Annotated in this window: 11 protein-coding genes; 4 read left to right on the plus strand and 7 right to left on the minus strand. The window is 48.2% G+C overall.

All coding sequences use genetic code 11. The features are described 5' to 3' along the window. The first annotated feature begins 339 nt into the window (after positions 1-339). Together ICL55_RS10225 and ICL55_RS10230 are read left to right on the plus strand one after the other, a co-directional pair. Positions 340-3,537, plus strand: coding sequence for a SusC/RagA family TonB-linked outer membrane protein (locus ICL55_RS10225; RefSeq protein ID WP_188096677.1), 3,198 nt, complete (start codon positions 340-342; stop codon positions 3,535-3,537). A 30-nt stretch (positions 3,538-3,567) separates the two neighbouring features. Beyond that, complete coding sequence (locus ICL55_RS10230; RefSeq protein WP_188096679.1) at positions 3,568-5,025, plus strand: SusD/RagB family nutrient-binding outer membrane lipoprotein; 1,458 nt, start codon at positions 3,568-3,570, stop codon at positions 5,023-5,025. 121 nt (positions 5,026-5,146) lie between these two features. On the opposite strand, the gene fabG is transcribed toward ICL55_RS10230, so the two are convergent. The 3 genes from fabG to lptB are packed head-to-tail and all read right to left on the minus strand — an operon-like array spanning position 5,147 to position 8,227. Next, the gene (gene fabG, locus ICL55_RS10235) at positions 5,147-5,896 is read right to left on the minus strand and encodes a 3-oxoacyl-[acyl-carrier-protein] reductase (RefSeq protein WP_188096681.1); all 750 of its coding nucleotides are present in this window, start codon (positions 5,894-5,896) and stop codon (positions 5,147-5,149) included. Positions 5,897-5,913: 17 nt separating this feature from the next. Then, entirely contained in the window at positions 5,914-7,443 is a 1,530-nt protein-coding gene (locus ICL55_RS10240) for a GH3 auxin-responsive promoter family protein (protein WP_188096683.1), read from the minus strand. Positions 7,444-7,465: 22 nt separating this feature from the next. Next, positions 7,466-8,227 carry an LPS export ABC transporter ATP-binding protein gene (gene lptB / locus ICL55_RS10245; RefSeq protein WP_188096685.1) on the minus strand — a complete coding sequence of 254 codons (762 nt, stop codon included), beginning with the start codon at positions 8,225-8,227 and terminating at the stop codon, positions 7,466-7,468. Between the two features lie 171 nt (positions 8,228-8,398). Between lptB and ICL55_RS10250 the strand changes: the two genes are divergently transcribed. Continuing rightward, positions 8,399-9,352, plus strand: a complete 954-nt coding sequence (locus ICL55_RS10250; RefSeq protein WP_188096687.1) for a methylenetetrahydrofolate reductase — start codon at positions 8,399-8,401, stop codon at positions 9,350-9,352. A 475-nt stretch (positions 9,353-9,827) separates the two neighbouring features. Here ICL55_RS10250 and ICL55_RS10255 read toward each other — a convergent pair whose 3' ends face one another. From ICL55_RS10255 to ICL55_RS10270, 4 genes are all read right to left on the minus strand, one after another. Next, positions 9,828-10,523 carry an outer membrane beta-barrel protein gene (locus ICL55_RS10255; RefSeq protein WP_188096689.1) on the minus strand — a complete coding sequence of 232 codons (696 nt, stop codon included), beginning with the start codon at positions 10,521-10,523 and terminating at the stop codon, positions 9,828-9,830. 203 nt (positions 10,524-10,726) lie between these two features. Beyond that, a complete protein-coding gene (locus ICL55_RS10260; RefSeq protein WP_188096691.1) occupies positions 10,727-11,353 on the minus strand; it encodes a porin family protein in 627 nt (208 codons plus the stop codon). Between the two features lie 157 nt (positions 11,354-11,510). After that, entirely contained in the window at positions 11,511-12,221 is a 711-nt protein-coding gene (locus tag ICL55_RS10265) for a porin family protein (RefSeq protein WP_188096692.1), read from the minus strand. A 123-nt stretch (positions 12,222-12,344) separates the two neighbouring features. Then, complete coding sequence (locus ICL55_RS10270) at positions 12,345-13,751, minus strand: TlpA family protein disulfide reductase (protein ID WP_188096694.1); 1,407 nt, start codon at positions 13,749-13,751, stop codon at positions 12,345-12,347. A gap of 97 nt (positions 13,752-13,848) precedes the next feature. On the opposite strand from ICL55_RS10270, the gene rlmD reads away from it, so the two are divergent. Then, positions 13,849-15,273, plus strand: coding sequence for a 23S rRNA (uracil(1939)-C(5))-methyltransferase RlmD (rlmD, locus tag ICL55_RS10275; protein ID WP_188096696.1), 1,425 nt, complete (start codon positions 13,849-13,851; stop codon positions 15,271-15,273). The last annotated feature ends 67 nt before the right edge of the window (positions 15,274-15,340 follow it).

Consider the following 15,340-nt stretch of genomic DNA (forward strand, 5'->3'; position numbering starts at 1 on the left):
CTATTATGCTGGCTGTAGTGCTACTGTAAGGTTCTAGCCATTGTTCACTTCATTGCTCATTTGCCGTAAACAAATATATGTTATACGCTTATGAAAAGATACGACAAGTCTTGTCGTATTTGACAAATTGTTGGAAATAACACAGAGATGTGTAAAAAAAATAACAATGTCTCCTGCTGCCTTACCTGTAATCGTCATCAAAATTTCACCATGCACACGGTTAAATTTATATGAAGATGATAGTCAACAACTTAACGGTTTTGTAAACATTTATTAATATGCCCATAACAGTGGTGCTATTGTTTTGCAGTTTAAAATTTTTTTTAAACCAGTCAAAGCATGAAGAAAAAATTTACAAAGTATCTGAAGCGACCACTGGGCCTTGCTACTGTACTGTTGCTCTCGGGCCACCTGTATGCCCAACAACCCGTCCATGTGAAAGGACGTGTGGAGTCTTTCGACAAAGGTGAGCCTATTCCCGGCGCCGCCATCATGGCCGGCGGCAAGCTCGTAGCCATCACCGACGTAAACGGCGCCTTCGACATTAAAGCCCTTACTCCCGGCGCACCACTTTTCATCACCATGATGGGTTATGAAAAGCAACAGCTGGTATTCAATGACGACGCCTCCAATCTGCATGTGCGCCTGAAAACGACCACCGGCAAGCTCAACGAGGTGGTGGTAACCGCCCTCGGCATCAAAAGAGCAGAGAAAGCACTGGGCTATGCACAACAAACCCTTAACGACGAATCCATGACGGACGCCAGACCCAACAACTGGTCTGACGCGCTGCGTGGTAAAGTAGCCGGATTAAATATCGCCTCTCTCGGCGGCCCGCTTAACTCTCAGGAGATACGACTCCGTGGCACCAACTCCCTTACCTCCAACGGAAACGCTGCCCTCGTAGTGGTAGACGGCGTACCGGTAAATGGTGGCCTCACCACTTCCGGCGCATCCAATGGTTACATGGGCGGTGAAGCCTCTATCGACGTTCCGGTCGATTTCGGCAACGGCATCTCCGATATCAATCCCGACGATATCGAAAGTGTGAGCATCCTGAAAGGCCCCGGCGCTACCGCCTTGTATGGTAGCCGCGCTGCCAACGGCGCCGTACTGATCACCACCAAATCCGGAGCTAAAGCCAAAAGAGGACTGGGCATCTCTTTCAACAACAACACCAGCTTTGACGTGATCACGCGCTGGCCCGACTGGCAATATGAATACGGCCAGGGCGACGGTAAAACCAACTACAACGCCAAAGGAGAACTGTATTATTCCTACGGCGCTACAGAAGACGGTCGCAGCACCGGCGGCAGCAGCAGCGCCTTCGGTCCTAAATTCGACGGACAATACTACTTCCAGTACGATCCCGTTAAAATGGGTACCGGCGCAGAAAGAACACTGTGGCAACCTTATAAAGACAACCGTAAATCTTTCTGGCAGACAGGTCGTACCGTTACCAATACCCTGTCGCTCGAAAACTCCGGTCAGGACGGCTCTATCCGTGCCTCCGTTACGCATTCTTCCAACAAATGGATCATGCCTACTACCGGATTTGAGCGTATAACCGCTGCCGTTAACGCAGGATATAAGGTGTCTAACGCCATCAGACTGTCTACTGCGGTAAACTATACCAATAAATCCAGCGACAATCTGCCAGGCCTGGGGTACAACAACCACTCCATTGCCTACTTCATGATTTTCCAGAATCCCAACGTAGACCTCGACTGGTACAGGGCTAAATGGAAACCAGGAGCAGAAGGCGTTAGTATGATCCGCCCGTACAGCTCTTTCATCGATAACCCATTCGTGATTGCGGAAGAAATTACCAACGGCCTGCGTGGCAACGCCATCACCGGCAACCTGAAAGCCGACGTTCAACTGGCGCCCAAGCTCACCCTCATGCTGCGCGGTGGCATCAACACCAACCATCAGAACAGGGACCAGCGCCGTCCTTATGACACCAACCGCTACGGACAAGGTTTCTATACTAAACAAACCGTGTATACGCAGGAAATCAATACCGACTTCCTCCTGTCTTACAAAAATGCCTGGATGCAGGACAAGTTCACCCTGACCGCATCCGCCGGTGGTAACGCCATGAGCAGCCGCTACGACCGTACAGACAACACCCTGATCGGACTCGTGGTACCCGGCGTCTACAAAATGACCAATGGCATCAGCAATCCTCTCGTAGCCACCTACGACTCCAGGAAAAAAGTAAACAGCCTGTATGGCTTTGTCAACCTGGGTTACAAGGATATGATCTTCCTGGACCTGACAGGCAGAAACGACTGGTCCAGCACCCTGCCGGAAGCTAACTGGTCTTTCTTCTACCCATCTGCCAACCTGAGCATGATCATCAGCGAAATGGTGCAGCTGCCTAAATCCATCAGCTACCTCAAATACCGCCTGTCACTCGCTCAGGTAGGTAACGACACCGAGCCGGGCAGAACAGCCAAATACTACGGCCGCAGCAGCTTCCCCAGCTCCGCGGAAGCACCTTCGGAATTATATAACCTGGAGTTCAAACCGGAGATATCCACCAGCGTGGAAACCGGCATCGAAGTGGCTTTCCTCAAGAATCGCCTGAAACTCGATGCATCCGTGTACCGCACCCGTACCAAAAACCAAATCCTCTCCGTTCCGCTGGAAAGGGCCACCGGCTTTGCCTCTGCACTGCTGAACTCCGGAGAAGTACGCAACCAGGGCCTGGAGCTGATCCTGAGCGCCACGCCGATAAGCAATAAAAACTTCAGCTGGAACACCACGATCACCTGGGCGGCTACACGCAGCAAAGTGCTGAGCCTCGATCCTCGCCTTGGCGGCAAACTGTCTATCATGAGCTCCTCCAGCGCTACACTGACCGCCGTAGAAGGCCAAACAGCGTCTGCACTCTATGGTCTTAAATTCCAGCGTGCCCCGGACGGCCAGATCATTTACGTTAACGGTATTCCCAGCGTAACGCAGGTAACAGAATACGTAGGCGACACCAACCCTGAATGGAGAGCCGGCTGGACCAACAGCGTGACCTATAAAGGATTCAGATTAAGCACCACCATCGACGGACAACTGGGCGGTACGCTGTATTCCCACTCCCATCACAAAATGACAGAACAGGGTAAGCTGAGACACACCCTGAAAGGCAGAGAAGAAGGATGGATCACCGGCGAAGGCGTAGTGCAGAATGCAGATGGTTCTTTCAGCCCTAACACGGTAAAAGTAAGACCGGCTGACTATTACGCGCAGTACTATCGTCTGAACAATACCGAAGCCAACTCCTTTGACGCTTCTTTCATCAAACTGCGTGAAGTATCACTGGAATACAACTTCCCGAAAACATGGTTTAACCGCACCAAAATACAGAACCTGAGCCTCGCCATATACGGACGTAACCTGGCAACCATCTCCGATTTCCCGATCTATGATCCGGAAGTGGCCACACAAGCCAGCGGAACAGGTATACTCACCGGTGTGGAAGTAGGCCAGATGCCGACACCGTCTACCTTTGGCTTCAACCTGAAAGTAAAATTATAATCGATCTCTGTTACTGAAATCAGCATAACCATGATATCTCTGAACTTAAGCAACCGCTTTAAAACCATATATGCCGCTGTACTGGCCACTGCGTTACTGGGCAGTTGTACCAAGGACTTTGTGGAGACCAATAAAGATCCGAACCGCCTGGAAAGCATCACACCAGGCACTTTGCTGAATCCCACCATTTACAATGGCGCCTCCTACGGTATGAGCCGCAGCCGTTCATTTACTTTTGAACTGATGCAGATCGCCGGCGGATATCCCAATGAATCTGTAGAAGATCAAACCTATCTGTACGATTTCCGTGAAGATGTCGGCAACGGTATCTGGGCCACTTATTACCAGTGCCTCGCCAATACACGCGAAATGGAATTGTCAGCCATCAGGCTGAATAACAACAACTACCTCGCGATATCCCTTACCCTGAAAGCCTGGTTTTATTCCATGCTGACAGATTGTTTCGGCGATGTCCCGATGAGCACCGCCCTGAGCGGCGAACAGGGAACATTCTTTCCCACTTTCGACAAGCAGGAAGACGTTTACAAAACCATTCTGGCAGATCTGGAAAGGGCCAACACGCTGTACAATACCGGCGCTACCACCCTGTACGCTGCTGATATCCTTTTCAACAACGACCTGACTAAATGGAGAAAGTTCACCAACTCTCTTCGTCTCCGCCTGTTGCTGCGCACCATGAAAAAACTGCCCGGCAATGCAGACATCATGGCCGCCATGTTACAGGACGCAACGAAGTACCCGATATTCCAGAGCAACGCCGAAGCTGCTGTGCTCAGCATCACCGGCACCACGCCCAATATCTCTCCCTGGAGCAGACCGCAGGACTTCAGCACGGGCCGTGTATATTTCGACTTCTTTATTAACAATCTGAACAACTTTAAAGATCCGCGCTTAGCGTTGTTTGCTGGTCAGGCAAAAGACAAGAACAACAAAAACATAGGGTTTAAAGGTCTTCCGGTGAATTATATGGAATCGCCTGCCAGCGTTAACTACAGCCCTTCCGGGTTATTGCAGCGACTGGTGATTGCGCCCATGATTGCACCGATACTCAGTTACGCAGAGGTGGAATTGATCCAGGCGGAGCTGGCGCAGCGGAACATTATCTCCGCAGCCACTGCGGAAGATCACTATAAAAAAGGTGTAAAAGCGGCTATTGAAATGTGGGGCGGGGTGATGCCAGACAACTATTTCACGCTGGAGACCACCAGGTATGATGGTACACTGGACCGTATTATGCTGCAGAAGTATTATGCGCTTTTCTTCACAGACTACCAGCAATGGTTTGAACATCGCCGTACCGGCCTGCCTGTATTGCCCACCACTACTTTCATGTATAATGATCAGAAGATGCCTAACAGGCTATATTATCCGATCTCTGTGAAGGTGAACAACACCGACAACTATCTGAAAGTAGTAGAGCAGATGGGGGGTGATAAGATCAACACCAAAGTATGGTGGGAAAAATAGAAATTACGAATTAGGAATTACGAATTACGAATGGAGGGCTCCCTTGTAGAGAGGTTACTTAATAACCTTTCCATAAAGGAGCCCTCCATTCGTAATTCCTAATTCCTAATTCCTAATTGGATTACATGCATAAGCCGCCGCAGGCGCTGATCGTCTGACCAGTAACGTAGCTGCTCATATCAGAAGCCAGGAAGAGGCATACATTGGCAATATCTTCTGGTGTACCGAAACGGGCCAGCGGAATTTGTTGAATATAGCTGGTAGCCTGTTCACCATCTTTCAGGTAGCTGGTCATATCTGTTTCGATAAAGCCCGGAGCTACCGCGTTGCAGCGGATATTACGGCTGCCCAGTTCCTGTGCGATGGATTTGGAGAACCCGATGATACCGGCTTTGGAAGCAGCATAGCTGCTTTGGCCGGCGTTACCCATAATACCAATCACAGAGCTCATGTTGATGATGCTGCCGGATTTGGCTTTCATCATCGGACGAATCACCTGTTTGGTCATGTTGTACACGCTTTTCAGGTTGATGTTCATCACATCATCCCATTGGTCCGGGCTCATACGCAACAGGAGGTTATCTTTGGAGATACCGGCGTTGTTCACGCAGATATCAATTTTTCCGAATTCTTTCAGCACTTCTGTTACCAACACTTCTGTCTCTTCGTAAATACCGGCGTTTGATTTATACGCTTTCGCCTGTACTCCCAGCGCGCGGAGTTTTTCTTCCAGGATTTTCGCTTTCTCGTCAGAACTTACATAAGTAAAAGCCACGTTGGCTCCCTGTTCTGCAAATTTCAAAGCTATCGCTTCTCCAATACCACGGCTGGCGCCAGTTACAATCGCTACTTTGTTCTCCAGTAATTTCATGTTATAGTTGATAGGTTTTAAGTGTTCATGGTTGCCGCAAACTTCAGGATTTCTTCGAGATAGTTACGGTCGTTGTTCAGGCGGGGCACTTTGTGCTGGCCTCCCAGTTTGCCTTTGCTTTTCAGGAACTCGCAGAAAGTGCCTCTGGGCAGTACGTGTACTACCGGCGGGCGCAGGGCGATATCCTTATGTCTTTTGGCTTCGTAATCCGAGTTAATGGATTTCAGTGTATTGTCCAGTACAGATACAAAGGTGTTGACATCTGAAGGTGACACTTCAAACTCGATGAGCCATTCGTGTCCGCCATTGCCCTGGTCACTGAAATATACAGGTGCTGCGGTATAATCATTCACAACGGCGCCGGTAGCTTCGCTGGCTTTAGCGATAGCCATATCGGCGTTTTCCACGATCACTTCTTCACCGAAAGCATTGATGAAAGATTTGGTACGTCCGCTCACTTTGATGCGATAAGGCAGCAGAGAAGTGAACTGTATGGTGTCACCTACCAGGTAACGCCATAATCCGCCATTGGTACTAATAACAAGGGCGTAATTTTTTCCGGTTTCCACTTCCTGCAGTTGCAGGGTACGTGGATTTTCTTTGCCCAGTTCCTCCATCGGCATAAACTCGTAGAAGATGCCATGGTTCAGGAACAGCAGCAGTCCTTCCTCACCGATCACGTCCTGGGCGGCAAAAAAGCCTTCCGAAGCGTTATAGGTTTCCTGATAGTGCATCAGCGGATTGCGGATCAGCTTCGCAAACTGATCGCGGTAAGGTGTAAAGCTTACGCCGCCATGCATATACAGTTCAAGGTTAGGCCATACGTCTGCCAGATTATCTTTACCGGTGAGCTCAAATATTCTTTTGATGAGTACGATGGTCCAGGTAGGTACGCCGGCAATGGAGGTCACATTTTCGTGAATCACAGCATTGGCCATGCGTTCTATCTTTTCTTCCCACTCGTCCATCAGGGCGATTTCCAGATCGGGCGTGCGGATCATGTTACCATAAAAAGGCATGTTCTGCAACATTACCGCGCTGAGGTCTCCGCAGTAGGAGTCACTGTCTTCCGACAGTTTGTTGACCTGATGGCTACCACCGATGATCAGCGATTTTCCGGTAAATACGTCTGAGTCGGGGAAGTTATTGTAATAAAGGGAGATAACGTCGCGGCCGGAGCGGTAGTGACACTCGTCCAGGCTTTCCACTGTTACGGGGATAAACTTGCTTTTATCGGCGGTGGTGCCGCTGGATTTAGCGAACCATTTGATAGGCGTATTCCACAGTACGTTCTGCTGGCCTTCCATGGTGCGCTGGATATAGGGTTTGATGGTATCGTACGTGTGTACCGGTACCCTTTCTTTATATTCCTCTATCTTGTAAATCTTCGAAAAGCCGTGTTGTTTGCCGAACTCCGTGTATTGAGCGGCACTAATAAGGTTTTGGAATACCTGCTGTTGTACTTGCACGGGATATTGCATAAAATAGGCGATGCGCCCCATGCGCAAACGTGCGAGTTGTGATATGGCAGGACTTAAAATCTTCATATATAGGATGCTGTAGCGTGTTTTATTGTTTAGCTGCTTCGTCCAGGTAATTCTTCCTCCGAAGAACGAAATTCTGGCCAAGATACACTTTTCTCACCTGTTCATCTTCAGCCAGTTCTTCTGCCGACCCAGATTTCAGGATTTTTCCTTCAAACAATAAATAAGCCCTGTCAGTAATGGATAATGTTTCCTGTACGTTGTGGTCCGTAATCAGGATACCGATATTCTTGTATTTCAGCTTCGCTACGATAGACTGGATATCTTCCACGGCTATAGGGTCGATACCGGCAAAAGGTTCATCCAGCAGGATGAATTTGGGGTCTACGGCCAGTGCACGGGCAATTTCAGTACGGCGGCGTTCTCCCCCGCTCAGTACATCTCCCGGGCTTTTGCGGACGTGCGTCAGGCGGAATTCGCTCAGGAGCGCTTCCAGTTTTTCTTTCTGCTCGGCCTTTTTCAGGTTGGTCATCTCCAACACAGCAGCGATATTGTCTTCCACACTGAGTTTGCGGAACACAGACGCTTCCTGTGGCAGATAACCAATGCCCATTTTAGCCCTTTTGTACATGGGTAATTTGGTGATATTCACCTCATCGAGGTAAACATTCCCTTCATCCGGCTTAATAAGCCCTACAACCATGTAAAAGGAGGTGGTTTTACCCGCTCCGTTAGGGCCCAGCAGCCCTACAATCTCCCCTTGGGACACCTCAACAGACACGTGGTTTACCACTGTCCGGGCGCCATAGCGCTTTACCAGCTGGTCCGTATGTATTCTTAATGCCATATGATCAAACTTAGCAAAATTAAACAATTCATTCACTTGGCCTAGTCATAGTTCGCCCAAGATGAAAAATCATATAAGATTGATGAGGGGATATGTTATTTTTGCCCCCGTAAATTTTCAGTCGGAATAAGGTTTACCCAAACAGCCATTATTCCACAAATTCCATAACACATGAAAGTAACAGAACATATTGCCCAGGCGAAGGATACACTGATATCTTTCGAAATCCTTCCCCCGCTGAAAGGAAAGAGCATTGACTCCATCTACGACCACCTGGACCCGTTGATGGACTTCAAGCCGGCCTATATCAATGTAACCTACCACCGCAGTGAGCATATGTTCAAAAAGAAGGCCGATGGTGCTTTCGAAAAGGTGGAAATCCGTAAACGTCCCGGTACGGTAGGTATCTGCGCCGCTATTATGAACCACTATAACGTGGACGCCGTTCCTCACCTGATCTGCGGCGGTTTTAGCCGGGAAGAAACGGAAAACGCATTGATCGACCTGGCGTTTCTGGGCATCGATAACGTATTGGTACTCAGAGGCGATGCTCCAAAAAACGAAACGTTTTTTGAACCAGACCCTCACGGTCACAGCTATGCCAGCGAACTGCTGGACCAGGTGGTGCATATGAATAATGGCGTGTATCTGGAAGACGATCTCCAGGGCGGTGTAAAAACCAATTTCTGCATCGGGGTGGCCGGCTATCCGGAAAAACACTTCGAAGCGCCTAATATGCAGACCGACATGGGCTATCTCAAACGGAAAGTGGAAATGGGCGCGGATTATATCGTTACCCAGATGTTCTTCGACAACCAGAAATTTTTCGATTTTGTAGCGAAATGCCGTGAGATGGGTATTACGGTACCGATTATCCCGGGATTGAAACCCCTTACTTCCAAAAAGCAAATGAATATCCTGCCACGGATTTTCCATGTGGACCTGCCTACGGAACTGTCCAGCGAAATCATGCGCTGCAAAACAGACAAGGAAGTGGAACAGGTAGGCACTGAATGGCTCATCCAACAGTCCAAAGAGTTAAAAGCCTTTGGCGTACCCGTCCTCCATTACTACACCCTCGGCAAACCGCAGGTGGTGCGCAAAGCCGTGGAAGCCATCGTATAGGATTAACCGTTTTGATATAAAAAGAAAAGGGAATGACGAAAGTCTTTCCCTTTTTTGCTTTTCTTTCATATTATAATGCCATCACGTAGAGACGTAGTGGCATATCCCTATAACTGTCACACATTTAAATTAACTGTCCAATGATCATCGCAACCCCGGAGGGAAGCAACTTTCTGTAAAAAAGACGCACGCCATTAACTTCACCCCTACTCCCCTGACAAAAAAAAAGAGACCGCCTGTACGGCGGCCTCTCTGGTCCTATTAATGATTAACTGATAAGTATGTACGAAAGTAGCGGGACGAACATCTCCACATCCTGGCTGGAAACCCAGCTCCATGGCCATTTACCCGTTATTCAGGCAAGACCGCTCTTTTCCGTAGCAGTGCTTTTTATACCACCCTGGCCCGGAAAATAATATCCATCAGGCAACAAATATAAAACAAAATAATATATAAATATTCTTAATATCGATGCTTACCAGTCTTCTCTGTTGAACAGGATACCCAGGTTGATTCCAAAGTATCTGTTTTTAAGGCTTCCGCCAGATCGGTCGATGTCTACCAGTCCATAGCTGTAATTAACGCCCAGCGTGACATAGCAATTAAACTCGATGGTGGCAACGGCATTTAGTCCGGCATCCCAGCGGTGAAGGTTATATTCGGTAGTGAGAACGTTCGGGTTTTTGCTGAAGTCTACCTGCTGGCTGCTGGACTGCAGCAGTTTTCCTTCTTTGTAGATACTCAGCGTATAGTCGCCCCTGGTACTGTAAGCGGCATAACCTCCGCCACCCAGCGCCAGTTTTCCGATGCCGATAGGTATTTTATAAACCAGGTTCACCGGAAGTTCCAGATACTGCAGCCGGATCCTGGTGGCTCCGGGCAAGGCCACATTAACGCCTTCCTGGCCTTTAAATGACCGGTTAGCGCCTTTCACAATATAACTCAGTCCCGGTTGCAGGGCACCATTCGGAAATACAGGGATATTGAGATAAAAACCAGCCTGCCAGCTGTGCAGTGGCTTTGAATCCGGCTGCATCGCTTCAAAGCCGCCGGAGGAGGCATCCATTCTGGCATTTACATAACCACCCTGCAAGCCTAAGCTTACCTGGGCGTTAACAATTGTGGTACAGGCCATACAGGCCAACACGCACAGGAATTTTAAACACTTCATTGTAGAACTGTACTACGGGATTAATGATACTTGCTCAATAATTATCGTTATGAAATAGATCTAGGTTTTTCAAACTCACTCGATGGTTACTAACGGCGAAGCTAAACAAAAGGTTTTGATTTATATAAAAAAGGCTGCCTGGAACCTACCAGGCAGCCTATTAATTAATTGTGATGTGGTGTTTTTGCTGATTTGTTCAGCGATTAACGACCGCTGAATTTATACCCTATGGACACGCCAAAAGAGGTGTTTTTGAATTTGCGGTCATTGTTGGTGTTGTCGAATGCATTCACCATACCCAGGTCTGCATTCAGGCCAAAGTAAAGTCCGGCTGGTATTTCATAACCAATCTGGATATTACCGCCCGCATCAAAACGTTTCAGTTTAAGATCACCGGCTTCGTCATCGAAAGCTTTTCTTTCTCCTACTATCGGCATATCCTTGTATTTACCGCCAACGCCATACGCAATGTATGGACCTACGGCCAATACCAGATTACCGCTACCTACTTCAGGCTTGAACATGAAGTTGATTGGAAGTTGCAGGTAACCCAAAGACACTTTCATGTCCGTGTTTTTGAACTTACCGCCTTTGCCGGAATACAATAAGCCGGTTCCTACATAGAAGTCATCTCCTAACGGAATATCAACGGTTACGCCAGCTCTCAATCCTGTCAGGAGCTTGCTGGTTTCCTTGGAGGTAGTACCGAAGGCGGATGCTTTGGTAGTTACACTGGAAAACTGAGGGCCTGCTACAATGCCCCACTTTGTCTGACCAAATGTAACGCCTGCGATTAATAAGGCGATCGCAGCTAAGAGTACCTTTTTCATTTTTATGTGTATTTGGATGAGGGTTAAAAAGTGATGCCAACAGGCTGGTAACATCACTTTTTGTCTTTTTGATTGCTAATTGATTATGAATCAGCCTGTACTTTTTGCTTGCTAGCTGTAATTACAATACGAGTTAGAAATTGTTCAGGAAAAGCTGTTATCTGCCACCAAAGAGATAACCGACGGAAACACTGAATACGCGGTTCTTGTCTTTATTATCAGTACTGTTATCCTCGCCGGAGTATACTTTGGCGAAACCTATACCATACTGAGCACTGATCAGGAAATTGCTGACTTCGGCGCCCACCTGAATATTACCGCCCCAGTCGAACCGTTTCCACTTGTCACGACCACGGTTGGGGTCATTCGTAAATGGGGTATCATCATCCCATTTGATGCTGGAAGAACCACTGGTAGTACCGGCAACGGTAGTTAACTCATATTTGTTCTTACCTGCTACCCCGAATGCAAAATACGGGCCTACACCGGCAAACAGACTGGCGTGCTCACCCACCGGCAGTTTGGCCACGAAGTTTAAAGGCACTTCTATGTAAGAAGGATTCTGGGTGTACTTAGCGTAAGGATTGGCAATCGTAACATTGTTCTTGTCTCCTATTTCGGATTTTGTACCCTTAGTGGTGTAAAACACACCGGGCTGGAAGGACAAAATACGGGGCACCAGCGGCAAATCCGCTATGACACCGACATTGAAGCCGGACAAACTCTTTGCATCTTTCGTACTACCGTCATTGCTGGTAGTAATATTGGAAAGGTTCCATCCACCTTTAACGCCTACACGGGCTTGCGACATTGCGGCAAAAGACAAGGTCATCGCTGCAAAGGACAGGAAAATCGTCTTCTTGGTCATAACCTAAAATTTTGATCCGGGTGGCAAAATTCAAAAGGTATGCCAAAAGAATGTTAAACTATTTCAACATATTGATTATCAATGTAAAACGAGGTACATATTCTACATTCTACACCCTGTTTTCTACAACTTCGCCGCGGTGTTTTTTTGCCCCGAACGTTCCAGGAAGTCGTTCAGTTGCTCTACAGCAAGCCGTTTCGCCACAATTTTTTTGTTTTCATCCAACAGGTATACTACCGGGGTACTATATACGTCGTATAGCCGTCGGTAGTTGGTGGAATTATCAGCATCGAGGGCATGTACCCATCCGGAAAGGCGATGATCTTTAATAAAAGACAACCATTCCTCACGGGTGCCTTCAGTCTTAATACCGATCATAGCCACTCCCTTGTTTTTCCAGCTGGCATTAAAAGCTGAATCCAGCCGGGGAATCTCTGTTTTACAATGCCCGCAGGTAGGGTCCCAGAATACCAGCACCGTATATTTTGCCTTTGTTTTATACAGGGAGACAGGTTTGGAAGCCGTATCTTTCAATTCCAGGGGCGCCGCCCGCTGACCGATAAGATTAGGCGCCAGCGTATAAGCGCGGTTGACGATTTTATTGAGCTGCTCGTCATTCAGCCAGGTAGCTTCTCCCGGCACATAATATTTCTCTACCAGGTGCACAAATACCGCATCCATGCCCATGTAAGGGGAACTTTCATAGTTGTAGGTCAGCCACCACAGCGCATACTTAAACGCCTCCTTGCTTTTCCGTGTACGCGCCAGCAGGGCGTCGCAATCTGCGATAATGGAGTCCGGCACATTCATCACCAGCTGGGAAAAATATTTCTTCAGCTTGGCTTCCAATATTGGCGTCCTCACCAGCCGGTCGGTCGACAATTCCACCTCGTCCCAGTAATGGCCTTTGAAATAACGATAGGCAAAGGTAGAGTCTTCATTTTCCGGCTTCTGTGGAATTTCCGGCTCTTTCATGGCTTTAAAAATAGCCGACAGTATTACATCCGGGTGCTGGGTGATGAATTCATGCCGGTATTCCTGCAATTTTTTCCCCAGTTCCTGCTGTAGTGGCAACACCTTAGCGGAGTCAGCAGCGGTGCGGGCCGCTTTCAGCTGATCCGTAATATTGTGGGTGAGCGATTCCTGCTGGGACAGAAACCGGTTATAAGCCAGAAACAGTTCATTATCGGGAGAGCCTTTATAGACTGTTTTTCCAATCAGGTCAGCCGTATCGATCGTTACGCTGAAGAACTGCTGCTTGTCGATCAGCGTTTCCACATACCGCTGTTTACCGGGCAGTACCAGGAGGTAAATGCCGGGATACAGCGGTGTTTTCCCTTTCAGGACCACTTCCCCCGCCGGGTTCACCTCCGCCGAATCAGTCAGGTAGGTGGTTCGCCCCATATAATTGGCCAGAAACAGTTTTCCGCTGGTATAATTCTTCAGCCGGATAGAAAGCTGATAGCCCTGCGCGTGCAGGTGCAGCTGGATAGAGAGTGCTGTCAGAAGCAGGAAAAATATCTTACGCATAGGAATTGGTAACAATATGTAAAAATACAAGTAAAAAAGGTAACTGCGATATCCTTTTACGACCAACGATTCATGATTTCCTTTTACCTTTGCAGCCGTGAGGAAAAAAAACGTAGTAATAGAAAAAGTACCTGTATCCGGCTATGCCGCGGAAGGTAAGGCCCTGGCAAGGCAAGACGGTAAAGTTATCTTTATTGAAGGCGGCGTTATGCCCGGCGATATCGTGGACGTACGACTGTCCAAAAATAAAAAAGACTGGGCGGAAGGCAAAGCCATTCATATACATAGTTACTCCGACAAGCGTATCACACCGTTCTGCCAGCATTTTGGCACCTGCGGCGGCTGCAAATGGCAGATGATGCCTTACAGCCTGCAGCTGGAGTATAAACAGCAACAGGTGGCAGACCACCTGCAGCGTATTGGTAAACTGGCACTGCCGCCCATGAGCCCGATCCTCGGTTCAGCCCATACGGAACACTACCGCAACAAGCTGGAGTTTACCTTCAGCAACAAGGCTTACCTCACCAACGAGGAGATACGTGCCCTCAACGGCGAAGAGAAACCTGTCAGGCCGGCGCTGGGCTTCCATGTGCCCAAGTTGTTTGATAAGGTGCTCGACATCAACACCTGCTACCTGATGCAGGAGCCGGTAAATCTTATCCGGAACACGGTCCGGGAATATGCGATACAACACGAACTGTCTTTCTATGATATCCGCGTACAGGAAGGCTGGTTGCGGAACCTGGTCGTACGTTTGTGTACTACCGGGGAGATCATGGTCAACCTGGTGATTCATCATGAAGACAAGGAAAACAGGGTTGCCTTGCTGGACCATCTGCTGAAAACAGTGCCGGCCATTACCACCCTGTTGTATACCATCAACCCGAAGAAAAATGATTCTATCTTCGATCTGGACCCCAAAGTGTATTTCGGGAAAGGTTATGCAGAAGAGAAGCTGGAAGATTTTGTTTTCAAAATCGGCCCAAAATCTTTCTTCCAGACAAACACCTACCAGGGAGAAGTGTTATATAAAGTTACCCGCGACTTTGCGGGGTTGACCGGTTCGGAAATTGTGTACGATCTGTATTGTGGTACTGGCAGTATCGGTATTTTTGTATCCAGGCAGGCCCGGAAAGTGGTGGGCATCGAACTGATCAAAGAGGCGATTGATGATGCCCGTGAAAATGCCGCGATGAACCAGGTCAACAATGCCGAATTTTTTGCCGGCGACGTGGTGGATATCTGTGATGACGCCTTTTTCGCGCATCACGGACAACCCGATGTGATCATCACCGATCCACCACGGGCAGGTATGCACGAAAAGCTGGTCAACAAACTGCTGGAAATTGCGGCCCCCAAAATCGTATATGTAAGCTGTAACCCGGCTACACAAGCCAGAGATCTGGCATTGCTGGATGCACTGTACACGGTGGAAAAGGTACAACCCGTAGATATGTTTCCGCATACACATCACATAGAAAATGTGGTGTTACTGAAGAAAAGAGTAAATAATCAGCAATAAATGAACGAGTACAGGCCCGGAAAATTTCAGTTTTTACCCCTTGTGATCAAGAATCTGATGATCATTA

The sequence above is a fragment of the Chitinophaga varians genome (assembly GCF_014529945.1).
Taxonomy (GTDB): domain Bacteria; phylum Bacteroidota; class Bacteroidia; order Chitinophagales; family Chitinophagaceae; genus Chitinophaga; species Chitinophaga varians.